This is a genomic window from Pseudomonas sp. EL_65y_Pfl2_R95 (assembly GCF_963971045.1).
Lineage (GTDB): Bacteria > Pseudomonadota > Gammaproteobacteria > Pseudomonadales > Pseudomonadaceae > Aquipseudomonas.
The window spans coordinates 98,304-124,694 of sequence record NZ_CAXAOV010000002.1 but is presented as its reverse complement, the minus strand read 5'-3'; the positions used below and the strand labels follow the sequence as shown (position 1 = coordinate 124,694).

General features: G+C 55.3%; 27 protein-coding genes and 2 tRNA genes. 18 read left to right on the top strand and 11 right to left on the bottom strand.

Features of this window, described 5'->3' with window-relative positions; genetic code table 11:
• Nucleotides 1-37 precede the first annotated feature (37 nt).
• Nucleotides 38-661 (bottom strand): CGNR zinc finger domain-containing protein, encoded by a 624-nt coding sequence (locus tag AACY09_RS08335; RefSeq protein ID WP_339487235.1) that lies wholly within the window; start codon nucleotides 659-661, stop codon nucleotides 38-40.
• Between the two features lie 79 nt (nucleotides 662-740).
• Between AACY09_RS08335 and AACY09_RS08330 the strand changes: the two genes are divergently transcribed.
• Nucleotides 741-1,601 (top strand): alpha/beta fold hydrolase, encoded by an 861-nt coding sequence (locus tag AACY09_RS08330; RefSeq protein ID WP_339487233.1) that lies wholly within the window; start codon nucleotides 741-743, stop codon nucleotides 1,599-1,601.
• Between the two features lie 12 nt (nucleotides 1,602-1,613).
• On the opposite strand, the gene ada is transcribed toward AACY09_RS08330, so the two are convergent.
• From ada to AACY09_RS08315, 3 genes are all read right to left on the bottom strand, one after another.
• On the bottom strand, nucleotides 1,614-2,678 hold the full coding sequence (gene ada, locus AACY09_RS08325; RefSeq protein WP_339487232.1) for a bifunctional DNA-binding transcriptional regulator/O6-methylguanine-DNA methyltransferase Ada: 1,065 nt from the start codon (nucleotides 2,676-2,678) through the stop codon (nucleotides 1,614-1,616).
• 207 nt (nucleotides 2,679-2,885) lie between these two features.
• Nucleotides 2,886-3,230: an FKBP-type peptidyl-prolyl cis-trans isomerase gene (locus AACY09_RS08320; protein ID WP_339487231.1), complete on the bottom strand. Its 345-nt coding sequence runs from the start codon at nucleotides 3,228-3,230 to the stop codon at nucleotides 2,886-2,888.
• 50 nt (nucleotides 3,231-3,280) lie between these two features.
• Entirely contained in the window at nucleotides 3,281-3,742 is a 462-nt protein-coding gene (locus AACY09_RS08315; RefSeq protein ID WP_339487230.1) for a MarR family winged helix-turn-helix transcriptional regulator, read from the bottom strand.
• Between the two features lie 265 nt (nucleotides 3,743-4,007).
• Between AACY09_RS08315 and AACY09_RS08310 the strand changes: the two genes are divergently transcribed.
• Nucleotides 4,008-4,433: an organic hydroperoxide resistance protein gene (locus tag AACY09_RS08310; protein WP_339487229.1), complete on the top strand. Its 426-nt coding sequence runs from the start codon at nucleotides 4,008-4,010 to the stop codon at nucleotides 4,431-4,433.
• A 77-nt stretch (nucleotides 4,434-4,510) separates the two neighbouring features.
• Here the strand turns inward: AACY09_RS08310 and AACY09_RS08305 are convergent, their stop codons facing one another.
• The 3 genes from AACY09_RS08305 to AACY09_RS08295 are packed head-to-tail and all read right to left on the bottom strand — an operon-like array spanning nucleotide 4,511 to nucleotide 7,669.
• Nucleotides 4,511-4,855 (bottom strand): YdbL family protein, encoded by a 345-nt coding sequence (locus tag AACY09_RS08305; RefSeq protein WP_339487228.1) that lies wholly within the window; start codon nucleotides 4,853-4,855, stop codon nucleotides 4,511-4,513.
• A gap of 11 nt (nucleotides 4,856-4,866) precedes the next feature.
• Entirely contained in the window at nucleotides 4,867-5,058 is a 192-nt protein-coding gene (locus AACY09_RS08300) for a YnbE family lipoprotein (RefSeq protein WP_339487226.1), read from the bottom strand.
• Between the two features lie 13 nt (nucleotides 5,059-5,071).
• Nucleotides 5,072-7,669 (bottom strand): YdbH domain-containing protein, encoded by a 2,598-nt coding sequence (locus tag AACY09_RS08295; RefSeq protein WP_339487225.1) that lies wholly within the window; start codon nucleotides 7,667-7,669, stop codon nucleotides 5,072-5,074.
• Nucleotides 7,670-7,926: 257 nt separating this feature from the next.
• On the opposite strand from AACY09_RS08295, the gene AACY09_RS08290 reads away from it, so the two are divergent.
• From AACY09_RS08290 to rmuC, 4 genes are all read left to right on the top strand, one after another.
• Nucleotides 7,927-8,295, top strand: a complete 369-nt coding sequence (locus AACY09_RS08290; RefSeq protein WP_339487223.1) for an antitoxin Xre/MbcA/ParS toxin-binding domain-containing protein — start codon at nucleotides 7,927-7,929, stop codon at nucleotides 8,293-8,295.
• Nucleotides 8,296-8,320: 25 nt separating this feature from the next.
• A complete protein-coding gene (locus AACY09_RS08285; protein WP_339487222.1) occupies nucleotides 8,321-9,073 on the top strand; it encodes an RES family NAD+ phosphorylase in 753 nt (250 codons plus the stop codon).
• 543 nt (nucleotides 9,074-9,616) lie between these two features.
• On the top strand, nucleotides 9,617-10,024 hold the full coding sequence (locus tag AACY09_RS08280) for a tetratricopeptide repeat protein (RefSeq protein WP_339487856.1): 408 nt from the start codon (nucleotides 9,617-9,619) through the stop codon (nucleotides 10,022-10,024).
• Nucleotides 10,025-10,336: 312 nt separating this feature from the next.
• A complete protein-coding gene (gene rmuC / locus AACY09_RS08275; protein ID WP_339487855.1) occupies nucleotides 10,337-11,692 on the top strand; it encodes a DNA recombination protein RmuC in 1,356 nt (451 codons plus the stop codon).
• Nucleotides 11,693-11,774: 82 nt separating this feature from the next.
• On the opposite strand, the gene AACY09_RS08270 is transcribed toward rmuC, so the two are convergent.
• Nucleotides 11,775-15,251 (bottom strand): hybrid sensor histidine kinase/response regulator, encoded by a 3,477-nt coding sequence (locus tag AACY09_RS08270; RefSeq protein ID WP_339487221.1) that lies wholly within the window; start codon nucleotides 15,249-15,251, stop codon nucleotides 11,775-11,777.
• Between the two features lie 272 nt (nucleotides 15,252-15,523).
• Here AACY09_RS08270 and AACY09_RS08265 point away from each other — a divergent pair, with 272 nt between their 5' ends.
• The 5 genes from AACY09_RS08265 to AACY09_RS08245 all read left to right on the top strand — a co-directional run bounded on the left by AACY09_RS08265 (nucleotide 15,524) and on the right by AACY09_RS08245 (nucleotide 20,122).
• Complete coding sequence (locus AACY09_RS08265; RefSeq protein ID WP_339487220.1) at nucleotides 15,524-16,096, top strand: GNAT family N-acetyltransferase; 573 nt, start codon at nucleotides 15,524-15,526, stop codon at nucleotides 16,094-16,096.
• 4 nt (nucleotides 16,097-16,100) lie between these two features.
• Nucleotides 16,101-16,940, top strand: coding sequence for a helix-turn-helix transcriptional regulator (locus AACY09_RS08260; protein WP_339487219.1), 840 nt, complete (start codon nucleotides 16,101-16,103; stop codon nucleotides 16,938-16,940).
• A 78-nt stretch (nucleotides 16,941-17,018) separates the two neighbouring features.
• Nucleotides 17,019-17,729 (top strand): AzlC family ABC transporter permease, encoded by a 711-nt coding sequence (locus AACY09_RS08255; RefSeq protein ID WP_339487218.1) that lies wholly within the window; start codon nucleotides 17,019-17,021, stop codon nucleotides 17,727-17,729.
• Complete coding sequence (locus AACY09_RS08250) at nucleotides 17,729-18,058, top strand: AzlD domain-containing protein (RefSeq protein ID WP_339487217.1); 330 nt, start codon at nucleotides 17,729-17,731, stop codon at nucleotides 18,056-18,058. Before AACY09_RS08255 ends, AACY09_RS08250 begins: the two co-directional genes overlap by 1 nt.
• A gap of 189 nt (nucleotides 18,059-18,247) precedes the next feature.
• Nucleotides 18,248-20,122, top strand: coding sequence for an MFS transporter (locus AACY09_RS08245; protein WP_339487216.1), 1,875 nt, complete (start codon nucleotides 18,248-18,250; stop codon nucleotides 20,120-20,122).
• Nucleotides 20,123-20,178: 56 nt separating this feature from the next.
• Here AACY09_RS08245 and sugE read toward each other — a convergent pair whose 3' ends face one another.
• The 3 genes from sugE to rdgC form a co-directional block, all read right to left on the bottom strand.
• Nucleotides 20,179-20,493 (bottom strand): quaternary ammonium compound efflux SMR transporter SugE, encoded by a 315-nt coding sequence (gene sugE, locus AACY09_RS08240; protein WP_339487215.1) that lies wholly within the window; start codon nucleotides 20,491-20,493, stop codon nucleotides 20,179-20,181.
• 152 nt (nucleotides 20,494-20,645) lie between these two features.
• Nucleotides 20,646-21,593 (bottom strand): bile acid:sodium symporter family protein, encoded by a 948-nt coding sequence (locus AACY09_RS08235; RefSeq protein ID WP_339487214.1) that lies wholly within the window; start codon nucleotides 21,591-21,593, stop codon nucleotides 20,646-20,648.
• 135 nt (nucleotides 21,594-21,728) lie between these two features.
• Nucleotides 21,729-22,649: a recombination-associated protein RdgC gene (rdgC, locus tag AACY09_RS08230; protein WP_339487213.1), complete on the bottom strand. Its 921-nt coding sequence runs from the start codon at nucleotides 22,647-22,649 to the stop codon at nucleotides 21,729-21,731.
• Between the two features lie 293 nt (nucleotides 22,650-22,942).
• Here rdgC and AACY09_RS08225 point away from each other — a divergent pair.
• From AACY09_RS08225 to AACY09_RS08195, 7 genes are all read left to right on the top strand, one after another.
• A tRNA-Val gene (locus AACY09_RS08225) sits at nucleotides 22,943-23,018 on the top strand.
• Between the two features lie 22 nt (nucleotides 23,019-23,040).
• Nucleotides 23,041-23,117 (top strand) — tRNA-Asp (locus tag AACY09_RS08220).
• A 227-nt stretch (nucleotides 23,118-23,344) separates the two neighbouring features.
• Nucleotides 23,345-24,094: an FKBP-type peptidyl-prolyl cis-trans isomerase gene (locus AACY09_RS08215; protein ID WP_339487212.1), complete on the top strand. Its 750-nt coding sequence runs from the start codon at nucleotides 23,345-23,347 to the stop codon at nucleotides 24,092-24,094.
• Between the two features lie 368 nt (nucleotides 24,095-24,462).
• Entirely contained in the window at nucleotides 24,463-24,912 is a 450-nt protein-coding gene (locus AACY09_RS08210) for a YkvA family protein (protein ID WP_339487211.1), read from the top strand.
• Nucleotides 24,913-25,125: 213 nt separating this feature from the next.
• The gene (locus tag AACY09_RS08205; RefSeq protein ID WP_339487210.1) at nucleotides 25,126-25,443 is read left to right on the top strand and encodes a helix-turn-helix domain-containing protein; all 318 of its coding nucleotides are present in this window, start codon (nucleotides 25,126-25,128) and stop codon (nucleotides 25,441-25,443) included.
• Complete coding sequence (locus AACY09_RS08200) at nucleotides 25,440-25,805, top strand: hypothetical protein (RefSeq protein WP_339487209.1); 366 nt, start codon at nucleotides 25,440-25,442, stop codon at nucleotides 25,803-25,805. Before AACY09_RS08205 ends, AACY09_RS08200 begins: the two co-directional genes overlap by 4 nt.
• Complete coding sequence (locus AACY09_RS08195; RefSeq protein WP_339487207.1) at nucleotides 25,806-26,273, top strand: sel1 repeat family protein; 468 nt, start codon at nucleotides 25,806-25,808, stop codon at nucleotides 26,271-26,273.
• Nucleotides 26,274-26,391: the final 118 nt, after the last annotated feature.

The window sequence follows — 26,391 nt, the reverse complement described above, 5'->3', positions numbered from 1 at the left end:
CGGGCAACCCCTAACTAGACACCGGAACAACCGGTTTTTACGCTTTGTTCTCGCTCTGATAGAAGCGTCGCGCCTTGGCCCGGTTGCCACAGGTACTCATGGAGCACCAGCGGCGCCTGCGGCTGCGCGAGGTATCAATGAACATCCAGGTGCACGCCTCACATTGCTTGACCTGTTGGTATTGGCCGCCCGTAATGCCTCGATTGAAATGCAGGGCCAAGCGGTGGCGGAGGGCGGCCAACCCTTGTTTTTCCAAATCGACAAACCAGTAGGCGGGCCTGCTAACGTCGTGGCGCAATTCTGCGCCGGCCATTGCTTGTTTGATGACCATTTCTACCTGCTGCGCAATGCCAGCCTCTGGCGCTTGGCTGTTGGACAACCCATGCAGCAGTTGGTGCACAGCTTCGCGCCAGAGGATTATCCGGCTCAGCTCGCCATCGGCTGCTACCGAATCGGTTTGGTTGAGTTGTAACAGTCGTGTGTGCTCGTCTTTAGCAATCAGTTGGGCGGCCAAGCCCCAATCAAACAGTGCAGTGGCAGACGTCAGCCGATCGTTCTCGCGCTGCTTGCTTTTACCGCCGGTGGTGTTGAGGAAGTCGAGCAGCACATCTTCCGCGATAAAGTCGGCATGGCTCCACGCTCGGTCATCACTTGCTTTCATATAACCCCTTTAAAAGCAGTTAAAGGTTAGGTATGGTGAGATCAATTCTAACCTTTATAGATGCTTAAAGGGGTTAAAAATGAACAGTAATGACCAGCCATTAGTCCTGCCACATCGGTTTGAGTTTGAGGGCCAGCAGGTCCGCTACGGCGTAATGGGCGAAGGGCCCGCCCTGATACTGGTGCATGGCACGCCATTTTCCTCTCAGGTGTGGCGGCGTATCGCGCCACTTTTGCTTAGCCATCACCGGGTGTATTACTTTGACTTGCTCGGTTACGGGCAGTCTGAAATGGCGGATGGCCAGGATATTTCGCTGGGTGTGCAGAATCGTCTGTTGGCGGCGTTGATCGGGCACTGGGGTTTGCACAAGCCGCACGTGATGGCCCATGACTTCGGCGGGGCCACCGCTTTGCGTTGCCTGATCCTTAATCAAATCGACTACGCGACCCTGACCTTGATCGACCCCGTTGCAATGGCGCCGTGGGGCTCGCCCTTTGTTCAGCATGTGCGTCAGCATCAGCAGGCATTCAGCGGCTTACCGGGTTATATCCACGAGGCGATATTGGCGTCCTATATCCAGGGCGCGGCCTGTCATCCGTTGCCTGTGCATGCCTTGCAGCACTACACAAAACCATGGACAGGCGAGGGCGGTCAGCAGGCGTTCTACCGGCAGATTGCGCAGATGGATCAGTGTTACACCGATGAAGTACAGGGCGCTTACTCATCGATCCCTTGCCCGGTGCTGTTGATCTGGGGTGAGCAGGATGAGTGGATACCAATAGAACGCGGCGAGGCGCTTGCCCAACTGATTGCTGACTGCCAGATGGTACGAGTCCCGAGTGCTGGGCATTTAGTGCAAGAAGATGCACCCGAAGCAATTATTGCCGCGCTGCTCACGTTCCTGCACAACCACGGCGGCGCCGAACTAAAGGTGAATTGATCAGGCTTGGTGTTAGGCCTGTGCTTCACGCTCAAGCAACTGGCGTTTACGTTCAATGCCCCAGCGATAGCCCGATAAGTTGCCATCACTTCTGACCACGCGATGGCACGGGATGGCGACGGCGAGCTTGTTGGCGCCGCAAGCTTGAGCGACTGCGCGAAATGACTTGGGCGCGCCGATTAATTTGGCGATTTCTGCGTAGCTGGCAGTTGTGCCCACCGGAATGTTGCGCAGCGCCTGCCAGACCCGCTCCTGAAACGCAGTGCCGCGTAAATCCAAGGGTAAATCCAGGCCGATGGCAGGTGCTTCAATAAACCCGACGACCTTGGCGATAAGCTGTTCAAACGCTGCGTCAGCGCCAATCAGGTTGGCATGTTTAAAGGTGTCTTGCAGTTCATGGAGCAAGGCTTCGGGGTCGTCCCCAAGCAGGATCGCGCAGACGCCACGGCTGCTTTGTGCAACCAGAATCGCCCCCAGCGAACATTGCGCTACCGCAAAGCGAATGTTCGTGTTGGCGCCACCTGCACGGTAGTCACTGGGTTTCATGCCTAATACATCGGCGCTGCTCTCATAGAAGCGGCTGCTGGTGTTGAACCCCGCGTCGTACAAAGCATCAGTCACCAGGCCGCCTTTTTGGAGTTGGCTGCGTAGCTTGCTTGCCCGGTTTGCCGCCGCGTAGGCCTTTGGTGTCAAGCCGGTGGCAGCTTTGAATAACCGATGAAAATGATAGGGGCTGACACCTACTTGCTTGGCAAGTTGATTAAGGCTGGGCAGTTGTTCGGCCTGCTGGATAATCTGGCAAGCTTTGCTGACGATGGCGGCGTGCAGCTGATTGAGCGATGTGTCGCCGCAATTGGTCCGTTTGCACGGGCGGTAACCTGCGGCGCCCGCTTGCTCCGGCGTGTCGAAAAACTCGACATTTTCGCGCTTAGGACGTCGTGAAGGGCAGTTGGGGCGGCAATAGATTCCCGTGGTCTTCACCGCGTAGACAAACGGCTGTTCCAGTGACGGATCGCGCGCGAGTACCAGCTGCCAGCGTTGGTCGTCTTGGTTTATTGCAGATTTGACCGGTTTCATTGCGATGCCCACAAGCTGTGAAGGTGACTGAAGCGTAAGCGCTTTGGCCCTTGGCAAAACTCCGAGTCTTGCTTTGTAATTCGAGACCCCGGTGTTTAGCAGAGCCGACACTTATTGGGTGGCTGCGCGCTGGTGATTGGCGCTCTTGTAGGGTGGCTGACGCCTTTTTCAGCCACCATTCCCCGCCGTGGAAACGCGAGCTATTGGTCAGTCATCATCGCGAGTCAGCACTTCAAGCAGTTCAATTTCAAAAATCAGGTTTGAGTGAGGCTTGATATGTTGACCCATCTGGCGCTCGCCATAGGCCAGCTCTGAAGGTACGAAGAGTTTGCGCTTGCCGCCGACTTTCATGCCCATCAAGCCTTGGTCCCAGCCTTTGATCACTCGTCCTGTACCGATTACGCATTGGAATGGCTTGCCGCGATCATAGGACGAATCAAACACCGTGCCGTCTTCCAGGGTGCCGTGATACTGGGTGGTAATGAGCGCGCCTTTGACCGCCGCTTTGCCGTCGCCCAGCAGGATGTCTTCGATGATTAATTCGTTGCTCATGGTCTGTTCTCAATCTTTGTTTAGCGGGTGCAATGTGTCGTGCCGCTGTTTTAGTCACTGGCCAGCGACTGGCCCAGGTGTTTGCGCAAGGTGACTAGCGCTTGTTTGATTTCATCGAGCTGCTCTGGCGGAAGACCGGCAGACTTGAGGATGCAGCCCGGAATGGCTTTGGCCTGTTCGTGCAAAGCGCGACCTTGAGCAGTCAGGTGAAGTTCGACCACGCGCTCATCCGCCTTGCTGCGGATTCGTTTGAGTAAACCTTGGGCTTCAAGACGCTTGAGCAGCGGGGTGACAGAGCCGGGATCGGTCAACAGGCGGGCGCTCATGTCTCCCACAGTGATGCCATCCGTCTCCCACAACACCAGCAGCGCTAGATATTGCGGGTAGGTGACGCCAAGTGCTTGCAGCAAGGGCTTGTAGGTCTTGGTCATCAGCAACGAAGTCGAGTGCAAGGCAAAGCACAGCTGATTATCCAGCAACAGAGCGTTGCAAGGGTCGAGCGAGGCGTTCATCGGGGCGACCTGTACGCGGTAAGGGTGACAATTAAGTTAACGCACTAATGGTCTTCACGCCAACAGATCGCCCGTACTTGAATTGAAAGGAAGGCAGTGAAACAGAGCGATTGAGCGGCTTAATCAGCGTGATAGTTTAATCTGTGAGGAATTTATATTGCGCGCAAAACAAATGCGCACTAATATTATTTCAAGGTCAACGGAAACACCTTGGCCAACCGGGTTAAAGCGTCTTGCCAATTTTTACTACTTAGAGGAAATGATTATGTCGATCGAAACTGTAGCCTACCGTGCCTACGCAGAAGCCACTGGTGGTCGTGATGGCCGGGCTGTCTCGTCTGATGGCGTACTTGATGTTGCCCTGACTACCCCCAAAGAATTGGGCGGAGCAGGTGGCGAAGGCACCAACCCTGAGCAATTGTTCGCCGCGGGTTACTCGGCTTGCTTTCTCGGTGCAATGAAGTTTGTTGCCGCGCGAGACAAGCTGCAGGTTCCGGCAGATACTTCCATTGAAGGCATCGTCGGTATCGGTGCGATCCCGAACGGCTTTGGTATCGAAGTCGAACTTCGCATCAGCCTGCCGGGCCTTGATAAAGCGGCCGCGCAAACGCTGGTCGATGCTGCCCACATTGTTTGCCCATACTCCAACGCTACTCGCGGCAACATTGATGTCACGCTGACCTTGGTGTAATTGCCGCGAAAACAACAAAGGCGCCTGCATGGCGCCTTTGTTGTTTGTGGTAAAGCGAGGTGTTGATGGCTAGACGCTTATTTTTTCACCCAGTTGCCACCTTCCTGGATGTACTGGCCGGGTGGGGTTTTCTCAATCGCCTTTTTGCCGGCAATCGCCTCGACGGCGCTGACTTCAATACCGTTCTTTTCGGCCAGTTTCTTGTACTCGTTACGGCGCGCGTCGTTGATCAGCTTGGCAATTTCATCAGCATTGCCACCGGGTTTGACCACACCCAGGTAGCCGGTTTGCATTTCGCCCAGCTGGCCGGAAGACTTTGCGCTGCCCAGTGCTGACATTGCATCGTTAAGGTTCATGGCAAAGGCTGGAACGCTCAAGCTGAGCAGCAATACCAGGCTTGCAATTCGTTTATACAGGGTCATCAGTTCGCTCCTTAAAACAGTCCGCTGGATTCGTTGAACATGCTGTCGAGCTCTTTGTCGACTTTGATGTAGATCTCGTGTTCGATCTTGACGTTGAGGTTGATGTTAATCGGCTCGTTAGGCACCGCCAGCTGTACAGTTGGTGTGCAGGCCACGCTCATCAAACCTAATGCCAGAGCGGCTAATCCGTTGCGTAAACGCATACTACGTTCCCCCTCATTGAGTGTCCTTTGGCGTTGGTTGTTGTTTGCGTTTGAGGATGAATTGTTGAACCCGTTTCTGCACGATATCACTGACTTTATCGCTCAGTTGGATACTGGCCAACAAGGTTGGAATGTTTTCTTCCAGGTTGATATTGAAGTTGATCGGTCGTCCATTCTCGATCGCAGGGTTCTGGCCCTCCAAGCGTAAGGCTAGCAAGAGCTGGCCGTCGGGGTCGTAACTGACGCCGCTGGAAAGGGTGGTGTAGTGAAAGTCTTCAAGTGACTGTGCCACCAGTTTCATGGCCGGGTTGCTTGCGCCCATGGCCTTGATTTTGTCGTTGTCGAACTGCAGGCGACCCCCGGGTCGACGGGCGCTGATTTGGCCTTGCTCAACACTGAATCCCGCAGCGTTAATGTGCAATGGAATTGAGCCATCAATTAGGCCACTGCCAGCCAAGCCTTGCGCCGGGTAAGCCGCGAATAGATTTTCCAGATTCAAGCCCTTGATGGTCAGCGGGAAAAGCAGATCAGTTTGCTTCAGGTCCCATTGCTTGGCAGGCAAGGTAACTTGCCCGCCAAGCACCTGAGCCGTCGCTTGCGCCAAGGTTAACTGGCCTTTCCCCAGTGTATTCAGTGGGGCGTTGTATCGGCCACGCAGCTCGATTGGGCCCAAGGCAATGCCCGGATTCGCCTCGGTTAAGGTTAAATGTTTGACCTCAGCCTGCAGCCGTTGGTTCGCCAGGCTCAACTGCGTATCTGTGGTCAAACCGCTGAAGCTGGTGCGGTCATAAATGCCGGAAAGCCCTTTGCTGGCAAGGTCAAGTTTGAGTAGCGGGTAGCTGCCGGGTGTCAGGCGCAGATTGGCGCTGGCGTTAAGCCGACCATTGTCGAGGTCGAGCAGAGCGGGCCAGTCATTCAAGGTGCTTTTCAAGGGGTTGCCAGCCCGGAAGAACACTTCAGCGAACGTGGCGTTCAATTCAATACCCTTTTGCGCGCTGTTTTGCCCATTCAGCTGCGCTTGCAGGCCGGAACCAGTAGATAATGCACCGTCTAGACTTTGCTCCTGCGCGTCGGCGTCGACCGTGCCGTTGAAGTCCCAGCTTTGCGACTTTAGGGCAGCCTGTTGCAGTGACTTGGCGCTGAAGGCTATGGGCCCATTGACCTGCCAATCGCTGAGTGCGGGGTTGTTAAGCGTCGCCTTCAGGTTTAACCCATCGAGCACGGCGTTAAGCTTGGTTGCGCTAAACCTTGGCTGGCTCAGTTGCGCGACTTGCAGTTGCGAGCCTTTCTCCAGATTGACTATCAGTTGATGCGCGTCGGCATAGCCGTCAAGGGTCAGGGTTGCGTCAATGCCTTGGGCTTTCCAGTCGGCAAACTGCAGGGTTTTGCTGTTGGCCTTGAGCTGCGCATCCCGCAGTTGCACAGCCCAGGGCAGGGTGTTGGCCACGTCTACTCGGCCTTGCAATTGCAGATTGCTGGCGCCACGGCTGTTGATGCGTATCTGAAGTGGAAGATTGCGCCCGCGCAGTGATTCTTGCATTGGGCCGGAGGGCGTGTTCTGCACTTCGACTGGCTGCACGCTGAGGTCGATTTCATCACTTTTCAGCACAGCAGGCAGTTGGCTTTGCAGTGAGTCGGCGAGGTGCTGCATCTTCAGGTCAGCCTTGATGTGCTTGGCCAGCCACTGCCCGGCCTGTGCATCGAGCGCCAGGCTAAGTTCGCCTTGAACTTGACCCACCCCGGGCACCGGCCACGGCTCAGGTAAGTTAGCGCTTGCAGCAATTGATCCGCTGGCCTGTTGCAGCTGCTCAACGCTGATTGGACCGGGTGCCAGCTTTAGTTGCCAGTTTGCGGACAAGGCAGCAGCGCCAGGCGCATCGGGTAATTCAATGCCTGCCGGTAACGCCCATTGGCTCAGCCAACCTTGTAAGGTGCTGGCTTGGCTCAAGTTGGGTGCCGCGATCGCGCCGCTGAATTCGTTGCGTGCCTGGCCTGAGTCATCGATCACTTTACGCAGGCTCAGGGTGCCACCCAACTGTGGTTGCGCATCGACTTGCATTGCCAGTTGCAGGTCTAAATCGTCAACTGTGCGCTCTAGTTGGCCATCAAGGGTCAACACCTGGCCCTGATCCAGGCTTTGCAGGTTGCTTTGCAGGGTGATGGCCAAGGGTTGTTGCGAGGTTTTGTTTAATTGCAGATCACCTTGCAGGGTGCAGCGCCCTCGGGCGCATGGCAATTGGGCAGTGAATTGTCGAATCTTCAATGATTGCGGCGCCAGTGCAAGTGGGCCGAGCAATTGCAGGAGGTCGATGGCGGGTGAGGGCGCAGACGGGGCGCTGGCGTTGGCTTGCCAGTCGAGGTTTAAGCTGTCCAGTTCGATATGCTGCCAGAATGGCGTAGCCGTACTGAAGTCTCGCCATTCAAGGGTCAAACCTTGGGCTTCAATATTCAGATCTGCGCCTTTGCTCTGTTGCTCAACCGCGAGCGTGCGCAACTGAATGCCATCAAGGGAGATGGACAGGCCTTGCCAGTCAAACCGACTGATCTGCTGGCGCTGTAGAAATTGCTGCCAGCTGACCCCGGCAAAGACGGCAAGCAGGCATAGCAGCACAAGCACTCCGGCCGATCGCAGCCAGGCCTTTCGGCTTATCATTGGTTACCGTCCATTGCGTGAGTTCGTGCAATCAATTGCTATGAGACCTCTGAATGCGTCAGTGAGGATGATTTAGCTTAGACAGCCGTCGTTCTTGGTTGATGTGTGACGTTAGCGCATACCGCCAGTGCTGCCAATGCAGAGGGCCACTCCTCTGTGCATTTACGGCATTAAGTACTACTATTGATGCAAATAGACATGTCGAGGAGTCTCGCATGAGCGCAAAACTACAGCCTGTTAGCGATGTCGACAGCATATTGGCTAAAGCGTTGCTTAGCACCCGTGAGCAACTCGGGCTGACCCAGCAGGAACTTGCCGATATTGTGGGTGTGCATCGCAGCGCGATCAGTCGCTGGGCAGACACAGGCTTGAGCCCGCAAAGTAAAACCGGCGAGTTGGCCTTGTTGTTTATTCGTGGCTACAGGGCTTTATTCGCGCTGTTTGGCGGTGATGTAGCAGATATGCGCCACTTTCTGCGCACTGAAAACAGCCACCTTGCGGGGGTGCCCTTGAACATGATGAGGCAGGTACAAGGCTTGGTCCGGGTGGTGGAATACCTTGACGCTATTCGAGGCAAGGTTTGAGCCTGAGCGGAAGGCGCCGCTGATTATGGACATTTGGCAGGCCTGTGAGGGCTCCAAGCAGATAACGCCGCTGCGAGGTCGGCTGATTCGTTTAGTTGAGAGTCAGGAGCAAGTGGCTACGCTGCAGTTGGTTGATACCTTGGCTGAGCAGGCGCTGCTCGAAGAGTTGCTGGAAACCAGTAAGCCACCCCTGCCGGAGTCTGCGCAGGGTTTGCACTATCTATTAAAAACGCCATTTCGCTATCCGCCGCTGCGCTGGGGCTCACGCTTCGGTTCGCGCTTTGAGCCCAGCCTGTTTTATGCAGCCCAACGGCTTGAAACCGCGATGGCCGAGGCGGCTTATTATCGCTTTGTGCTCTGGGATGGCATGTCGGTGGCGCCACCCAGCGGTCGAATTTTGTCCGAACACTGCTCATTTGAGGCGCGTTATAAAGTGGCGCGCGGCATTGCGCTGCAAAAACCGCCCTTTGATGAGTATCGCGCAGACCTGATGCACCCCGGTCGATACCAGCAAACCCAAGTTCTTGGAACGGCAATGCGAGCGGAGGCGGTTGAGGCGTTTGAATATCGTTCCGCGCGCTGCAGACAAGCGGGAATCAATGTTGCGCTATTTGCTCCTCAGGCGCTGGCAGACAAGCGCCCAAGCAATTTGACTGCCTGGTTCTGTGAGACCACAGCCGCGTACGTCGCATTCAAAAATCCCCATTCAGCAGACGCGCCACAACTGTTCAAACTGGACGAATTTCAGCAAGACGGGCGCTTACCTTTGCCTGCCTAGAAGCTGATCGACCGGTTAACTAGCTGCGAATTGGCCAAACAGGCAAAAGTAAATAACAGTGTGCGAATTTGTCGCAGGTTTATTGACGCTGAACTTTTGGTCTGGCTGGAGATCGCTTGGTTGCTGGGGTTGCGCTTTAGGGTCAAGACTTTGACACCTGTGGCAAGTGATTTAGACATGGCAAATATGCGCCCAATTAGGGCATTTCTGACCTACGGTAAATTGACTTGTGCACAATTTTAACGCGCCTTAGCAAGCTGGTTTCAATGCGGGCCGTAAATCATTGATTATTCATAGAGATTTTTTAAGTCAATGAAAAATATCATTTTTTTTAGCTGGTGAAAAAATCGTCAGTTTAAGCGCAGGCCCCAAACTACAGGCGTTTACGGCCATTGCTCCCATCTTGTCCACCGAGTTATCCACAGGTTCTGTGGATTGTCTGCGCGACCGTTACACGCGTTTGTCACATTAGTCTGATTGGGGGTTTACCTCTGAAAAAAAGAGAGTAGAGTGGCGCGCCTTTCCACCCTAACGCCGTTATTTATGCCTCGCGTATTGCCCCGTACCCAAGCAGCACCTGTCTCCATCAGCACCAAGTTACCCATGCGCGTCGCGCTGTGGCTGCTCGATAGCCCTCGCTTGGGTCATGCGCCTTCGGTTAAACGCTTGGCAGGCCAACTCCTTAAGCAGCCTGCACGCGAAGGCGTGGTTGCCGCGCAGAGCCGTTTGGGGCAAATGCTGTGCCGTGATTGCGGGAATACCCGCGATCGCCGTATGGGCCTCGAGATGTTGCGTTTGGCCGCCCGTGCAGGCGATAGCTGCGCTCAACTCGAGTTGGGCCGTCATTACCTCAAGCCGCGCGTCAATGAGCCCCGTCAGGCCCATCAATGGCTTGAACAAGCTGCTGCACACGGCTCGCAAGAAGCCAAAGCCCTGCTTAAGTCTCTTTGAGGCTTTAAAGGCGAACCAACACAATGTTCGCCTTCTATGCTCAAGCCGCAAATCGCTCGCCTTTCGCAGTTGGCGCTCGTTGATCGTTACAAACCACTCTGCTTAGGCAACATGCAAATCCTTTATTAAGGCATTGACTGCCTGACGTATCGGCAAACTACTGGGTATACTTCCAGTAATGTTGATGCGGAGTCGCGTATGCCAGTCGATCTACCCAGCTTGTTTATCGGTCTCGCCGGAGCAGGCATACCCTTATTGGCCCTGTCGCTGGTGTTGCAACGTCGCAGTGCAGCTTTGGGCTTTGAGTGCAGTTTGTTGCAGGAGCGTTTGAGCAGTGCGCAACTGGGGCTAACAGGTATGAGTGCTCAGCTCGATGCGTGCCGGGAAGAAATCTCCGAGATCGCCGAGATCAAGGCCGACCAGCAAGCCGAACTCGCCGCAATGCGCCGTGAGGCGGAGTTGTTGCATCACGAGCAAGAGATTTCCCGTGAAGCGGCGCGTGACTCGCAGCAACAGCGTGAACAGCAAGAAGCAGAACTTCGCCGTTTAGGTTCAGAGCGGGCAGGGCTTGCCGCCGAACTACGCGACCAACAAGATCACCACCAGCAGCGTCTGAGCGACTTGCAAGGCTCGCGGGATGAGTTGCGCGCACAATTTGCCGAGTTGGCCGGCAAGATTTTTGACGAGCGCGAACAGCGTTTTGCGCAAACCAGCCAGCAGCGCCTTGGGCAATTGCTTGACCCATTGAAAGAGCGGATTCAGTCGTTCGAGAAGCGAGTCGAAGAAAGCTACCAGCAGGAGGCGCGAGAGCGCTTTTCTTTAGGCAAAGAGCTGGAGCGCTTGCAGCAGCTTAATCAGCGCCTGGGTGATGAAGCCACCAATCTGACCCGCGCATTGAAAGGCCAGAAGACGCAAGGCAACTGGGGTGAGTTGATTCTTGAGCGGGTACTTGAGCATGCTGGTTTGGAAAAGGGTCGTGAGTATCAAACCCAGGTCAGCCTCAAGAGTGCCGAAGGTGAGCGTTTTCAACCCGACGTATTGATTCAACTGCCCGGCGACAAGCAAGTGGTGGTGGATGCCAAAGTCAGCCTGACCGCCTATCAGCAGTATGTTGCGGCGGAAGATGACGCGACGCGACAGCAGGCGCTAAAACAGCATGTGCAGTCGCTGCGCAGCCACCTAAAAGGCCTGTCGTTGAAGGATTATCAGCGTCTTGAAGGCTTGCACAGCCTCGACTTTGTATTGCTGTTCGTGCCGATTGAAGCGGCATTTGCCGCTGCGCTGCAGGCCGAGCCTGGGCTGTTTCAGGAGGCCTTTGAGCAGAATATCGTGATCGTCAGCCCAACCACTTTGCTGGCCACATTGCGGGTCACGGACAGCCTCTGGCGTCAGGAGCGTCAAGGCCAAAATGCCCGGGAGATTGCCGAGCGTGCTGGCGCGCTGTACGACAAATTCTTTGCCTTTGTTCAAGACCTTGACGAAGTCGGCGCGCGCCTGCAACAGCTAGATAAAGCCTATGCGTCGGCGCGTAATAAGCTGTGCGACGGCCGCGGCAATATTATCAGTCGCGTCGAAAACCTGAAGCTGCTCGGTGCGCGGGCCAGCAAGAGCCTGCCTGCCGATCTGCTCGAGCAGGCGGCGCAGTTGCCTTTTGATGATGATGCTTAGTCCAATGCCAAGTGCTATGTGTTGGTGGATAACGCTTTCATCCACCCTATTTAGCGGCTGATATTCAGCTTCTTGCCACCGCTTAACGCAAGGTCAAATGCCTGCTCAGCAACGCACGTAATGCCGCAGGTTTGACCGGCTTCGACAGGTAATCAAGCCCCGCAGCGTGGACGGCGGCAATCAACTCAGGGCGACCATCTGCGCTAATCACCACGCCGGGTACTGGCTCGCCGAGTCGGGTACGAAGCCAGGCCATCAATTCAGTGCCGGTGTCGCCTTCATCGAGGTGAAAGTCGACCAGCGCCAACTGCGGATGCACATCTTCGCTCAGCAAGTGCTCACACTCCAGACGGTTGCGTGCCGTCCAAACCTGACAGCCCCAACGTGACAACAAGCTGTGCATGCCCACCAGAATGCTGTCTTCGTTATCGATGCACAGCACGTGGGAGCCTGGCAGCAATGCATTGTTCGGTTCAGCCCCATTGGCTGCGGGTTTGTGCAGCGGTGTCCGCGCCAGTGGAACGGTGACGCTGAATACGCTGCCTTTGCCGGGCCAGGAGCGCACTTCAAGCGAATGGTTAAGTACCCGACACAAGCCGTCGGCAATCGCCAAGCCCAAGCCCAAACCTTTTTCGGCACGGGTTTGGTGGCTGTCCAGGCGTTTGAACTCTTCGAATATCTCTTTGCGTTTGTTCTCGGGAATACCGGGGCCACGGTCCCAGACCTCAAGGCGTAAATGGCCCGGGATATGGCGCACGCCGAGAATCACCGGCCCTTGTGCGTATCGGAAGGCGTTGGTCAGGAAGTTCTGCAGCACCCGGCGTAACAAGCGGATGTCGCTGTCGATGCGCTGACGACTGCCGCGCAAGCGGAAATCGATGCCTTGCTCGGCGGCGAGCACCTTGAATTCGGCGCCCAGGGTGTCGAACAGGCTGCTGAGCGGGAATGGGTTGCAGTCCGGCGTAATGCGGCCGCTTTCCAGGCGCGAGATGTCCAGCAGGTCGGTGATCAACTCTTCTGCAGAGCGCAATGAGGTGTCGAGATGACGTACCAGTTCCTGCGCTTCTTGAGGCAGCGCCTCATCTTGATGGGACAGTGCAGCGGAAAACAAACGTGCGGCATTCAGGGGTTGCATCAAGTCATGACTCACCGCCGCGAGGAAGCGGGTTTTAGACTGATTGGCAGACTCGGCGTTGCCTTTTGCATCAGTCAGCGCAACATTGAGTTGCGACAATTCATGGGTGCGTTCGCTGACCCGTTGTTCGAGGCCTTCGTTAGCTTCTTTAAGAGCCTGCTCGGCTTCGCGGAATTCGGTAATGTCAGTGAAACTCATGACAAAGCCGCCGCCCGGCATTGGATTGCCGATCAACTCGATCACCCGGCCGTTGGGGAACATGCGCTCAGAGGTGTGCGGCGCGCCTTGGCGCATCCAGTACAAGCGTTTGCTGACGTTGGCTTCGATGCCGCCTTCGCGGAATAGGCCACGCTCCGCGTTGTAGCGGATAATATCGGCGATGGGCCGGCCAACGGAAATCAAATCCTCTGGGTATTCGAACAGCTCGATATAACGGTGATTCCACGCCACCAGCCGTAATGATTGATCGACTACGCTGATGCCTTGAGTAATGTTTTCAATCGCGCCCTGCAGCAAGGCACGGTTGAACTGCAGCACCTCAGAGGCTTCATCGACGATGCGCACCACATCTTCAACCTGCATGTCTCGGCCTTCAATGGCCGCTTTAACCACCGCACGGGTGGATGAGGCGCCGAGTACACCGGCCAACAAGCGCTCGGTGTGAGCGATCCATTCACTGTTGGCTTGGTGGTTGGGGTTGAACTCCAGTTCCTGGCGTGCCGCAAAGCGCATAAAGCTTTGCTTGGCACGCTCTTCGCCAACAAAGCGGCTGGCCAACAGCAGGAGATCGTTCACCTGCACGGCGAGGCTATTGCGCGCACCGAGTTTGCTGCCCAGGTCATGGCCAATAAAGCGACCGGCTTGCCAATGTTCGGATACCCGGGTTCGAGAGAAGTACGAGACCCACGCGAATAGCAACATATTGCCGGCCAGCGACAACACCACGCCACGGGTCAATGCATCAACTTCGAAGCCAATAGGTGCGTAGAGTAAAGTGTGCAGGCCGGGAACGCGCTCCAGCGACCAGCCCAGACTGCCAATGATCAGCGGGATGACCAAGGTGTAGAACCAAATGATAGCGCCAACCAGAAGCCCGGCGAACACGCCGCGGCGATTGGCTTGTTTCCACACTAAAGCGCCAAACATGGCCGGCGCCAACTGACCAATAGCGGCGAATGACACCTGGCCAATGGTTGCAAGACTTGCGTTAGACCCCAGTAGTCGATAGCAGACATAGGCAAGTAATAGAATGAGCACAATGCTTACGCGGCGCGCCGTCAGCATCCAATGACGGAATGCCTCGTAAGGCCGCTCGGTGCTGTTGCGGTGCAAAAGCCAAGGCAAGAGCATGTCATTTGAAATCATAGTCGACAAGGCAACCGAGGCAACAATAACCATGCCGGTTGCGGCCGAGGCGCCACCAATGAAGGCGAGCATTGCCAGCGCGGGATGAGCTTCTGCAAGCGGCAGGCTGATCACGAATGAGTCAGGGGTTACGCCCTGTGTCAGGAGCATCTGCCCGGCGAGCGCGATCGGCACCACGAACATTGCCGCAAGCACCAGATAGGCCGGGAATACCCAGCGTGCCAAGCGAATGTCCTGAGGCTCAATATTCTCAACCACGGTGACGTGGAATTGGCGTGGCAAGCAAACAATCGCGATCATCGCCAGACAGGTTTGCACCAGCATTGCTGGCCAGTTGACTGCTACTTGCCAGAAGTCAGTCAGCTCCGTGGAGTTCTTCGCCTGGGTGAAAACATCGGCAAAACCGTCGAACAGACCGAAGGTGACAAAGGCGCCCACCGAGAGAAAGGCCAGCAGCTTGATCAGTGATTCAAAGGCGATGGCCAGCACCATACCGCGGTGGTGCTCGGTGGCATCCAAATTGCGCGTACCGAACAAGATGGTGAACAGGGCCAATACCAGCGAAACAATCAGCGCGGTGTCTTGCGCCCGGGTGCCTGTGGAGTTGGGTACGGAGCCCACTAACAGGTTTACCCCGAGCACAATCCCTTTGAGCTGCAAGGCAATATAGGGCAGCACGCCGACCAGGCAGATGAGGGCAACCGCTATGGCTAGGCCTTGGGACTTGCCATAGCGCGCGGCAATGAAGTCAGCAATGGAGGTGATGTTTTCCTGCTTGCTGATCAACACCATTTTTTGCAGCACCCAAGGTGCGAACAGCAGCAGCAGGGTGGGGCCGATATAAATCGGCAAGAATGACCACAGTTGTTCGGCCGACTGGCCCACCGCGCCGAAGAAGGTCCAACTGGTGCAGTAGACTGTCAATGATAAGCTGTACACCCAGGCGCGAATTTTCGGCGACAAGGGTTTGCGGCGTCTGTCGCCATAAAAAGCGATCGCAAACAGGACAGCCATGTAAGTAAGGGCAACAGCAGCGATCAGCCCGCCAGACAACGACATGCAGACTCCAACAGCAAACTAAGTAGAAATAACTCGGTCTTATCTTTGCTAACCGATGTTTATAATATTTTTGGCGTTTCAGCACCCAGCACGCTACATCAATGCAGCAGTTGGCTGCAGTACTTCGAGCATACCGACAGTGTCGCAGCAAAGTCGGCAAACGTCAGTTGCGACCTTGGTCGCAGACAGCTTGCAAGGCGATAAATCAGCGCTTGAGGTGTGTGAAGTGGTTATGCTTGATTTGTTGCTGAATCAGCACGTAGAGGAGTCTTATGTTCAAGCCGCAATTAGTAACCCTGCAGCGGGGTGCCTTGCGCATCGAGCCAATGGTTGATGCGGATATTCCTGCGCTCGTCGAGCTGGCGGAAGCCAATCGCCGGGAGTTGGTGTACGTGGATGGTGCGCAGCGGCTTGACTGGTATCGTCAGGGTCTTGCCGATCAGCGTGAGGGCAGGGCCTTGCCCTTTGTCATTCGCCTCAGCGATCAATTGGTCGGCACCACGCGTTTTGCTGATTTTCTGCCCAAGTTGCCCGCAACCGAGATTGGTTGGACCTGGCTGGATCAAGCCCAGCACGGCACTGGTCTCAACAGCATGATCAAGTACCTGATGCTGCGCCATGCATTTGAAAGCTGGCGAATGGTCCGCGTGCAGCTCAAAACTGCGGCGAGTAACTTACGCTCGCAAGCGGCGATTGAAAAAATCGGCGCTGAGCGAGAAGGCATTCTGCATAATCATCGTCGTCTGGCAGATGGGCGATTGGATGACACCGTGCTCTACAGCATTACGGATCAACAGTGGCCCGCCATCAAGCAGCAGTTGGAGGCGCGATTCAGCGCAATGTGAAGGAATGGGTGAGGTCCGCGAGCAAACACGGTTTTGGCAGGCCAATGGCTTGGCTGATGTCGAACTTCTGCATGCGCGCTATGTGCAGCAGCGTTTTGCTCCCCATGTTCATGAAGGCTTTGTGTTTACCGTTATCCAAAACGGCGCGCAACAATTCAGGCACCGCGGCAGTGACCATTTAGCGCCACAAGGCAGTATGGTGCTGATCAACCCGGATGAAGTACACACCGGCTCCAAGGCCCATGACGATGGCTGGCGCTATCGAGCCTTTTATCCGGATAACCGGCAGGTGCTTGGTGTGCTGCGCGAACTTGATCTCGCCGGCGGTGGCCTGCCAAGCTTCGCCGTTAGCGTGCTCCAGGACCCGCAACTGCACAGTGCATTTACCAATCTGCATCGGCTGCTGGAAGGCGGCGCCGATGCATTGCAGCAACAAACCGTCTGGCGTGAAGCCGTCTTGTTGTTGTTCCAGCGTTACGCCAAAGTCGCCGAGCCTCGTGCTCCGGGGCGTGAAACCCGTGCGGTGGAGCAAGCCAAGGAATTGCTCAGCAGCCAGCTAGTTGCGCCGCCATCTCTTGAGGCATTGGCCGCCGCGGTAAACCTGTCCCCCTTTCATTTCGCCCGGGTCTTTCGCCGGGCAACTGGCTTGCCGCCCCATGCGTGGTTAAAGCAGCGGCGGTTGAGTCAGGCTCGCGTCCTGCTTAAAGAGGGGTGTATGCCGCTGCAAGTGGCCATGCAGTTGGGCTTTGCTGATCAAAGCCATTTGAGTCGCCAATTCAAACAGGTCTTTGGCGTTGCCCCCGGGGCGTATCGCATGGCAAACGGGCAGCAATCGCACTTTTAGCAAACCTTTTAACTGAGCAATATCGTTCAAGCTGCGCGTCGGTGGTTACGCTAGTCTGGCGGGTCAAGGAGATCGGTTATGACCCGTGTGCAGGAATTTTATCAAGGTGTTCGCGACATGCTGCCCATGCTGTTGGGCGCCATGCCGTTTGGCATTATCTATGGCAGCCTCGCGGCTACTGCAGGGTTGAGTCCATGGCAGACCGTGGCGATGTCGGTGTTTGTCTTCGCCGGCTCTGCGCAGTTTATTGCCATAAGCTTGCTCGGCAGCGGTGTGGGTATTGGCGTAATTCTGCTGACGACCTTTGTGGTTAACCTGCGCCATGCGCTGTACAGCGCCAGTTTGCAGCCATTTGTCCGCCACTTGCCGACGCGCTGGCGCATGAGTTTGGCCTTCTGGCTGACAGATGAAGCCTTTGCGGTGGTCCAGCACCGTTATGCGCTGGACGATGAATCATCCAACAAGCACTGGTATTTTCTTGGCGCGTCATTGGCGATGTACAGCAACTGGCTGCTGTGCACGGTGATTGGGTTGTTCTTTGGTCAGACCGTGCCGAACCTCGCTGATTGGGGGCTGGATTTCGCCATGCTCGCAACATTTATCGGTATCGTGGTGCCAATGCTGCGCAATAGCCCGCAAGTGGCCGCAGCCTTGGTGGCGGCGGCGGTTGCACTGGCCTGCCACGAACTCCCTTATAAATTGGGTTTGATGGCTGCAGCCTTTAGCGGAATTGTGGTCGGTGTATTGCTTGAGCGGCGCAATGCGGTGCTTGAAGAGGGGTTAGTCTGATGGACAATTGGTTGCTGATTTTCGGCATGTTGGTCATTACCTACAGTATCCGTTACAGCTTGTTTGCCATGCCCAACTTGAGCTTTCCGCCGTTGATACGCCAAGGCCTGCACTATGTGCCGACTGCGGTGCTGACTGCGATTGTGGTGCCCGGCATGCTGTTGCCTGATGGTCAGCATTGGCAGTTATCACTGAGCAATGTTTACCTGCTAGCGGGTGTGATCACCATCGCTATCGCCGCCTTGACCCGGCATCTTCTGGCGACTATCGGCGGTGGCCTGTTGGTATTTTTCCTGTTGCGATGGGCAATGGGGCAGTTGCCGATTTAGAACAGGTTCCCCTTGCCGGGCATGGGCAGTGCGAATATCCATGGCCGCAGCTGGGGTTGAAAAAGACGGCATCGACCCGATCAGGCTGAGTTTTTTTATTAATCGTCTGCAAATAACAGTTTTGGGTGTGGCTTTCGACGGATGTCTTGCAGTCAAATGCATAACGAATCCGCAACAGGTACATGGACGATGACCCAACAATCGCAGTTTGCGTTGCTCGGCACTAAGCGGTTCTTGCCGTTTTTTTTGACTCAGTTGCTCGGCGCTTTTAACGACAATATCTTCAAGCAGTCGTTGATTCTGGCCATTCTCTTCAAACTCACTGTCAGCGCTGACCGCGATTTACTGGTCAACCTGTGCGCGCTGCTGTTCATTCTGCCGTTTTTTCTGTTTTCTGCATTGGGTGGACAATTCGGTGAGAAATTCGATAAAGACTGGCTGATCCGCAAAATCAAGTTTGCTGAAATCATCATCATGCTCGCTGGCGCCGCCGGAGTGCTTGTGGGCAGTTTGCCGTTGATGTTGCTGGTGCTGTTTGCGATGGGCACGCAGTCCGCGCTATTTGGTCCGGTCAAGTACTCGATTCTGCCGCAGCACTTGCAGGAGCGTGAACTGATTGGCGGTAACGCGCTGGTTGAGATGGGCACCTTTCTGGCCATCTTGGCGGGTACCATCGGCGCCGGTGTAATCATGGCAAGCAGCAGCTACTCGAGCATTGTTGCAGGCTCAGTGGTGACTGTTGCAGTACTCGGCTATTTGACCAGCTGCAAGATTCCTAAAGGTCCGGCAGCCTTGCCTGACTTGAAGATGGACTGGAATATCTTCCGTCAGTCCTGGGCTACGATGAAAATCGGCCTGGGCCAAACCCCCGCCGTATCTCGCTCACTGCTGGGTAACTCTTGGTTCTGGTTTCTCGGCGCGGTGTACCTGACGCAAATTCCGGCCTACGCGAAAAACTGGCTGTACGGCGATGAAAGCGTGGTTACCCTGATTCTCACGGTGTTTTCACTGGGCATTGGCTTGGGCTCGATGCTCTGCGAGAAAATGTCGGGTGAGAAGGTTGAGATCGGTCTGGTGCCCTTCGGCTCAATTGGCCTGACCCTATTCGGCATTCTGCTCTGGTGGGTCTCGGGCGACTTCCCGCAAGGCGCACAGCCCCATGATTGGCTCGGCGTGATGAGCCACGCTCAAGCCTGGGCGATCATGGGTTCGATCATGGGTATTGGCCTTTTCGGCGGGTTTTATATTGTGCCGCTGTATGCGCTGATTCAGTCGCGCAGTGTTGAAAGCGAGCGGGCGCGGGTGATCGCCGCCAACAATATTCTCAATGCGCTGTTTATGGTGATTTCGGCGATTGTCTCCATTGCGTTTCTGACCTTGGCCAAGCTGTCGATCCCGCAGTTGTTTTTGGTCATTTCGCTGATGAACATTGCGGTCAACAGTTACATCTTCAAGATTGTTCCTGAGTTCAGCATGCGCTTCATGATCTGGCTGCTCAGTCATTCCATGTACCGGGTTGAGCACAAGAATCTGCAGGTGATTCCGGACGAAGGCGCGGCTTTGCTGGTCTGCAATCATGTGTCCTTTGTTGACGCCTTATTGGTTGGTGGCGCTATCCGCCGGCCCGTGCGCTTCGTGATGTACTACAAAATCTACAACCTGCCGGTGCTGAACTTTATATTCCGCACGGCGGGTACTGTGCCGATTGCCGGGCGAGGTGAAGACCTGCTGATCTACGACGCCGCGTTTAAGCAGATTGCCCAATACCTGCGTAATGGCGAGGTGGTGTGCATCTTTCCTGAAGGCAAGCTCACCACCGACGGTGAGATGAATGAGTTCAAGGCCGGTGTCGAGCACATACTAGAGCAAACCCCGGTGCCGGTGATTCCGATGGCGTTGCAAGGTTTGTGGGGCAGCTTTTTCAGTCGTGATCCGAGCAAGCGGCTGCTGCGGCGCTTGTGGTCGCGTGTGTGTCTGGTTGCCGGTGAGCCGATTGCTGCGGATGAGGCTCGCCGCGCTTACTTGCAGGAGCAAGTTGCCGGGCTACGAGGCGATATTCGCTAAAGCTAAAAAGGGCTGCCAGCGCGACGGGTGTCGGAGCGCTGGCAGCAGGGGCGGACCTAGTTGCTGAGTTTTAAACCGAGCAAGCCGCAGACGATCAAGGCTACGCTGATTAAGCGCATCGGGGCCATGGATTCACCGAACAGAATAATGCCGGCCACCACTGTGCCGATAGCGCCGATCCCGGTCCAGATCGCATAGGCGGTGCCGAGCGGCAGGTCTTTCATTGCCATGCCAAGTAGCGCAAGGCTTATAGCCATGGCGCCGATGGTGAGTGCGGTAGGCAGTGGGCGGGTAAAGCCATCGGTGTATTTCAGGCCGACAGCCCAGCCAACTTCGAATAAACCGGCGAAAAACAGAATGATCCAAGACATAGAAACCTCCAGACGATTAATAAGCGTCGCTGGGGCCGTCCCCGAACAATAGGCATTTGGTTTGAGGTCGTCCTCAATAGCCAGATAGTCTAACCCAGTTTACCCAGACAGTGCGGCGAGGCAAATCGCCGCAATATCCAAATGTTGCCAGATTACTGGCCTTTGTCAGGCGCGTCGTCTTTCATGCGTCGATAAATACTGGCGACCAGAGGACCGGACAGATTGTGCCACACGCTGAACAGCGCGCTCGGCACCGCTGCCAGGGGTGAAAAATGTGCGCTGGCCAGTGCAGCACCGAGTCCGGAGTTTTGCATGCCCACTTCAATCGACATGGTTTTGCGTTGGGCCAAAGGCATGCCCATCATGCGTCCGGCAAGGTAACCAAGCGCCAAGCCGATACCGTTGTGCAGGATCACCACCGCCATGATCAGCAAGCCAGACTCGGCTATTTTGGCCTGGCTGGCGGCTACCACTGCAGCCACAATCGCCACAATGCTGACCACCGAAATCAGCGGTAGGACATCCACCGCCAGTTTGACCCGGTCACCGAGCAGCCGCTGGACAACAATGCCGAGAATTATCGGCAGCAGAACCATTTTCAGGATTGAGACAAACATCGCTACAAAGGACACCGGCAGCCAAGCCGAGGCGAGTAGCCATATCAGGGCAGGGGTAACGAGTGGAGCGAGGAGGGTGGTCACCGCGGTGATCGCCACCGACAACGCGACATCGCCACGGGCGAACCAGGTCATGACATTTGAGGCGGTGCCGCCTGGGCAGCAGCCGACCAAAATCACCCCGACTGCGATTTCGGGGGGCAGGCTGAGCAGTTTGCACAGCAACCATGCCAGGCACGGCATGATCACGAATTGAGCGATGACGCCGGCAAACACACGCACTGGGCGGCGGGCGACTTCGCGAAAATCTTCGGTTTTCAGGGTCAGGCCCATGCCGAACATAATCAAACCAAGCAGTGGCACAATCCAGGCGGTGAGCGGTAAAAATACGCTTGGCAGCATAAAGGCCAAGACCGCGAATAACAGTACCCACAAGGCAAAGGTATTGCCGACAAAACGGCTCAGGCTGATTAGTGCACGCATGTTGTTGATCCATTAAAAGGCGGTGTGGTGGCCGATGCGCGAGGCATGGCCGCTCTTATTCATTGGAGACTGGCTGAATCGGATATTACTGTCGCTGGGATGGGTCCCTTGGACGCATCCCGGCGATCTGTTGCCTTAGAGACCTTGTGGGGTGTCTTCGCCGCCCAGCGCTTCAAACAGCGCGGGCAGGAACTCAACGAAGGTCAACATCATCAGGGTGAAGCTGGCGTCGAGTTGACCGAGGTTGTCGTCACCGCCGTCTTGTTCCGCTTGCTCTTGTAGCAGGTCCTCAAAGCGCAGGCGTTTAACTGTCAGCTTGTCATCGAGAACGAATGACAGCTTTTCCTGCCAGGCCAGCGACAACTGCGTCACCTGCTTGCCTGACTCCATGTGCAGCTGAATTTCATCGCTGGTCAGGTCCTGACGCTTGACCCGCACCACGCCGCCATCTTCATGGGTGTCGCGCAGTTCGCACTCATCCAGTACATAGAAGTCGTCGGCACTTTTCTGGGTTTTGACCCAGTCGGTCATGGTTGCAGTCGGAGCGATTTTGACTGCCAGTGGGCGAACAGGCAATGAGCCTATCGCTTCACGCAATGTCGATAGCAGGTCTTCAGCGCGCTTAGGGCTGGATGCATCAACCAGAATAAGGCCCTGGGCTGGAGCAATAGCGGCGAAGGTTGCAGACTTGCGAATAAAGGCGCGGGGCAGGAAGGCCTGAACGATCTCATCTTTAATCTGGTCGCGTTCCTTCTTGTAGACCTTGCGCATTTGCTCCGCTTCAATCTCATCGACCTTGTCCTTAACGGCGTCGCGGACAACGCTGCCAGGCAGGATACGTTCTTCTTTGCGTGCGGCAATCAGCAGGAAACCTTGGCTGCTGTGAACCAATGGCGCGTCGGCACCTTTGCCAAAGGGTGCAACAAAACCGTAAGTGGTCAGTTCCTGACTAGCACATGGGCGCGCCGGTTTGGCAGCCAATGCAGCTTCAAGCGCATCTGCGTCAAACGGCACATCTTGGGTGAGGCGATAAACCAGCAGGTTACGAAACCACATAGCAGGGTGACTCTCCATTAACGCAAAGCCGCCATTATTCCCGCCTAATCGTCTCAGGCCAACCCTGAGTCATGGATTCACTGCAAAAGAAGGGGGCGACAGTGCAAATCTAAAAAGTGAAAGGGTAACGTCGGTAAAGCAGTCCCTTGGGCAACGTTTTAACGCAGGAGTGCCTGTTGCGGTAGTTTTTCAGAGCATATCTAAGCCTTTGCTAAATAAATAAAATTTATTTAGCAAAGGGGCTTGCCAAGGTGCGATTGGCTCTCTAGAATGCGCCCCACTTCGAGAGTGAAGGGTGATTAGCTCAGCTGGGAGAGCATCTGCCTTACAAGCAGAGGGTCGGCGGTTCGATCCCGTCATCACCCACCAAACTCGCTTTTTGAAGTTACGCGCAGCGGTAGTTCAGTTGGTTAGAATACCGGCCTGTCACGCCGGGGGTCGCGGGTTCGAGTCCCGTCCGCTGCGCCATTTTTCCCCCCTCGCTTCATTCGCTACAAATACCCTCGCTGAAATACTTCTAATTGTTTTTCCTCTGTTCGCCCTCATATTGTTTGTTTTCGTCGAAATTCGAGCTAAATAGCTGAACTTATAGGCATTTTCCTACTCCTATCCTGGTAGCCAGTGATCGTCGTGGCCTGCTAAGCTCGCGCTTTCACTCGAATGCCCTTAGGGCGTGCACCGAACAAGGAATAAGCATGAAACAGCATCGTTTAGCAGCTGCGGTAGCCCTGGTCGGGCTGGTGCTCGCTGGTTGTGATTCGCAAACCAACAGCGTTGAACTGAAAACCCCAGCGCAAAAAGCTTCTTACGGCATCGGCCTGAACATGGGCAGAAGCCTGGCTCAAGAAGGTATGGACGATCTTGATTCGAAAGCAGTAGCCCAAGGCATTGAAGACGCAATCGGCAAGAAAGAGCCGCGTCTGAAAGATGACGAGTTGGTCAAGGCATTTGCCTCACTGCAAAAGCGTTCCGAAGAGCGCCTGGCGAAGCTCAGCGATGAGTCTAAAGCAGCCGGTAAGAAATTCCTCGACGAGAACGGCAAGCGCGACGGCGTCGTGACTACTGACTCTGGTCTGCAGTACGAAGTTATCAAGAAGTCTGACGGTGCCCAGCCGAAGCCAACCGATATCGTCACCGTTCACTACGAAGGCAAGCTGACTGACGGCACTGTTTTCGACAGCTCGATTGAGCGGGGTAGCCCGATTGATCTGCCCGTTAACGGCGTAATCCCTGGTTGGGTTGAAGGTTTGCAATTGATGCACGTTGGCGAGAAGGTCAAACTGTACATCCCTAGCGATCTTGCTTACGGCGCGCAAAGCCCAAGCCCGGCCATTCCAGCGAATTCGGTATTGGTATTCGATCTGGAACTGATCGCGATCAAAGATCCGAAAGCGGCTGCAGATGCACCGGCTGAGGCAGCTCCTGAGGCTGATAAAGCCGAGTAATTCATACTCGCTTGACCAACGCCCCGTTTCGACGGGGCGTTGTCGTTTCTGCAGGTCATAAACAGAACCAAAAAGCGACTCTCCGGTCTGAAAATGAGGAAGATCTGCATTGACTGTTACGGTTATGCACAAATGCGGAAAGATTCTTCTTTAGCAATTTTACAGCGCTTTAAAAAAACCTTTGATTTATATAACTTATTGAATTTAAAGGAATATATTTGCTGAGCAAAAAATGCCCGATCTGTAGAGAAACCGCATGAGCTGGGCGTTTGGTAAGCTAATCCAGTATTTGTTCACAAGGTTATCCACAGCTTTGGTGGATAACCCGTGCCAGCCCTTATTCGACGCGGGCTAGCGAGGGAGTCCCGATGAAAACACCACGCAATTTTTCACGCTACCTGAAGCTTGCGCAAAATTTTTTAGGCAACGGAAGGCTGCCAGCACTCTTGGCTGCCACGACTAAAAAAATTGCCAAAAGAGGTCCGGCGCTGAGCGGTTTGAAGGACGATCTAGCCCTGCTGCAGAGTCTCTGCATTGCTTGGTGGCGTGGTGAATATCGCGCTATCAGTCATGAGGCGTTACTGGCGTTTGTGGGGGCATTGTTATACTTCGTAACACCGATTGATGCGTTACCGGATTGGATTCTCGGTATCGGATTTGTTGATGACATCGCGGTACTGGCTTGGGTGATGCGCAAATGGTCAGACGAGTTGCGCATGTTCCGCCTCTGGCAATCCCAGCAACCTGCCGAAAAGCTCAAGCGCATTGAGCAAATACCTGAAACCACAGTGTTGGAAATGGAAGAGCTCAAGCCTTGAGTTGCCTAATCTTTTCAGACTAATCAATGGACTGCCGGCGATTCAATCGCTGCAAACTTGCGCTGATCACGCTTATTCCACCCGTGGACTGCTAAGCTATTGATAAGCAGATGCAAATAAGAGACAGATGCCGCGCTTTTGAATGAGCATCTGTACAGAGCATTTGTAGTCTGTACAGAGCATTTGTAGTAGTCACGGGGTGGAGAATTGAACATGAGTTTGCAAGTTATCTCACGTGACGGTGAGCCTGAGTACGCGGTCATCCCATGGGCGCAATATCAAGCGCTGTTGCAAGCAGCTGGAGCCGTGCAAAGCGTCGCTGAGCCTGAGTCTGATGAAGTCCCCGCTTTGAGTAGATTGAGCGCCCTGCGAGAAGCCAAGGGCCTGGATGTCGATGCTCTGGCGCGTGCGGTTGGAATCAGCCCGCATTACCTGAAAATGATTGAAGGTGGTGAACGTGAGCCTGATGCTGCGATTCAGCGGGCACTTGCTTGGAATCTGGGTGTTGAGGGCTGGGAGTCTGACTCTTGAGTGTGCGCATTACTCGACAACACTATGATGCTCTGTTGAGCGCTCTGGATGATGCTCGGCGCCAGCGCCACTTACTGACCTACCGTGCATTGATCGAGCGTTTGGCATTGCCTGCGCCCGCCATGCAAACACTGACTGCAGCCCTTGAGCATCTGGCCGCCCTCGATGCTCAGGCGGATCGTCCTCTGCGCAGCTCGCTGGTTATTAGCCAGGGTGCTAGTCGCCTTCCGCGCACCGGCTATTTCGATTGTGTCGCCCGCTTGGGTCGCTTCACTGGCCCTACCGATGGGGTTGCAGCTGCATCTTGGCATGCTGCTGAGGTGGTTCGGGTATTTGAGTTTGATTACCCCTCGGAGCAATAAATGCTGCATAAATTGCGTGCTCAACTGAGTTACTGGATTGCCCGACGCTTGTTTCACTGGCCTTGGCTGGTTAAACAGCCAAGGGGCTGGCAGTGGCTCGAAGGGCAGTTCGCGCGAATGGCCAATCTGGGTGATGTGCAAGCGCAGAGTTTCTATGGGCATATCCTGCTGTATCGTGGCCAAGGTCTTGGGGCGAGGGAAGAGGGCCTGCGCTTGCTGCGCTTAGCGGCCACTGCGGGCGATGCCAAGGCGGCTTATCAGGTCGGTGCGTTGGCGCTCAAGGGTGACACGCGCCAAGCCCCCGATGCGAGCCAGGCGGCACATTGGTGGGCATTGGCCGCAGCGGCCGGGCATCCGTTGGCTGCACAGCGTTTGTCCGAGTTATACCGAGATGGGGCTCCGGGTCTTCCGGCCGATTCAGTGCAAGCAGAACATTTCGCGATGCGCGCAGAGTCGCTCGGCCTTTAATATCGTCCCGCTGCCCGTGGGGCGATTTAGGCTCTTTTTATCCACCATTTGCCGCCGAAAAATCCCGCGGGACGTATGCCATCTCCAGCCTTTTGGCGTCTGATCCTTGGTGGCCAAG

What these genes read in the sequence shown, in the direction of transcription:
- AACY09_RS08335 (WP_339487235.1), bottom strand. Translation starts at nt 661, where the DNA reads ATGAAAGCAAGTGATGACCGAGCGTGGAGCCATGCCGACTTTATCGCG.
- AACY09_RS08330 (WP_339487233.1), top strand. Translation starts at nt 741, where the DNA reads ATGAACAGTAATGACCAGCCATTAGTCCTGCCACATCGGTTTGAGTTT.
- ada (WP_339487232.1), bottom strand. Translation starts at nt 2,678, where the DNA reads ATGAAACCGGTCAAATCTGCAATAAACCAAGACGACCAACGCTGGCAG.
- AACY09_RS08320 (WP_339487231.1), bottom strand. Translation starts at nt 3,230, where the DNA reads ATGAGCAACGAATTAATCATCGAAGACATCCTGCTGGGCGACGGCAAA.
- AACY09_RS08315 (WP_339487230.1), bottom strand. Translation starts at nt 3,742, where the DNA reads ATGAACGCCTCGCTCGACCCTTGCAACGCTCTGTTGCTGGATAATCAG.
- AACY09_RS08310 (WP_339487229.1), top strand. Translation starts at nt 4,008, where the DNA reads ATGTCGATCGAAACTGTAGCCTACCGTGCCTACGCAGAAGCCACTGGT.
- AACY09_RS08305 (WP_339487228.1), bottom strand. Translation starts at nt 4,855, where the DNA reads ATGACCCTGTATAAACGAATTGCAAGCCTGGTATTGCTGCTCAGCTTG.
- AACY09_RS08300 (WP_339487226.1), bottom strand. Translation starts at nt 5,058, where the DNA reads ATGCGTTTACGCAACGGATTAGCCGCTCTGGCATTAGGTTTGATGAGC.
- AACY09_RS08290 (WP_339487223.1), top strand. Translation starts at nt 7,927, where the DNA reads ATGAGCGCAAAACTACAGCCTGTTAGCGATGTCGACAGCATATTGGCT.
- AACY09_RS08285 (WP_339487222.1), top strand. Translation starts at nt 8,321, where the DNA reads ATGGACATTTGGCAGGCCTGTGAGGGCTCCAAGCAGATAACGCCGCTG.
- AACY09_RS08280 (WP_339487856.1), top strand. Translation starts at nt 9,617, where the DNA reads ATGCCTCGCGTATTGCCCCGTACCCAAGCAGCACCTGTCTCCATCAGC.
- AACY09_RS08270 (WP_339487221.1), bottom strand. Translation starts at nt 15,251, where the DNA reads ATGTCGTTGTCTGGCGGGCTGATCGCTGCTGTTGCCCTTACTTACATG.
- AACY09_RS08265 (WP_339487220.1), top strand. Translation starts at nt 15,524, where the DNA reads ATGTTCAAGCCGCAATTAGTAACCCTGCAGCGGGGTGCCTTGCGCATC.
- AACY09_RS08260 (WP_339487219.1), top strand. Translation starts at nt 16,101, where the DNA reads ATGGGTGAGGTCCGCGAGCAAACACGGTTTTGGCAGGCCAATGGCTTG.
- AACY09_RS08255 (WP_339487218.1), top strand. Translation starts at nt 17,019, where the DNA reads ATGACCCGTGTGCAGGAATTTTATCAAGGTGTTCGCGACATGCTGCCC.
- AACY09_RS08250 (WP_339487217.1), top strand. Translation starts at nt 17,729, where the DNA reads ATGGACAATTGGTTGCTGATTTTCGGCATGTTGGTCATTACCTACAGT.
- AACY09_RS08245 (WP_339487216.1), top strand. Translation starts at nt 18,248, where the DNA reads ATGACCCAACAATCGCAGTTTGCGTTGCTCGGCACTAAGCGGTTCTTG.
- sugE (WP_339487215.1), bottom strand. Translation starts at nt 20,493, where the DNA reads ATGTCTTGGATCATTCTGTTTTTCGCCGGTTTATTCGAAGTTGGCTGG.
- AACY09_RS08235 (WP_339487214.1), bottom strand. Translation starts at nt 21,593, where the DNA reads ATGCGTGCACTAATCAGCCTGAGCCGTTTTGTCGGCAATACCTTTGCC.
- rdgC (WP_339487213.1), bottom strand. Translation starts at nt 22,649, where the DNA reads ATGTGGTTTCGTAACCTGCTGGTTTATCGCCTCACCCAAGATGTGCCG.
- AACY09_RS08215 (WP_339487212.1), top strand. Translation starts at nt 23,345, where the DNA reads ATGAAACAGCATCGTTTAGCAGCTGCGGTAGCCCTGGTCGGGCTGGTG.
- AACY09_RS08210 (WP_339487211.1), top strand. Translation starts at nt 24,463, where the DNA reads ATGAAAACACCACGCAATTTTTCACGCTACCTGAAGCTTGCGCAAAAT.
- AACY09_RS08205 (WP_339487210.1), top strand. Translation starts at nt 25,126, where the DNA reads ATGAGTTTGCAAGTTATCTCACGTGACGGTGAGCCTGAGTACGCGGTC.
- AACY09_RS08195 (WP_339487207.1), top strand. Translation starts at nt 25,806, where the DNA reads ATGCTGCATAAATTGCGTGCTCAACTGAGTTACTGGATTGCCCGACGC.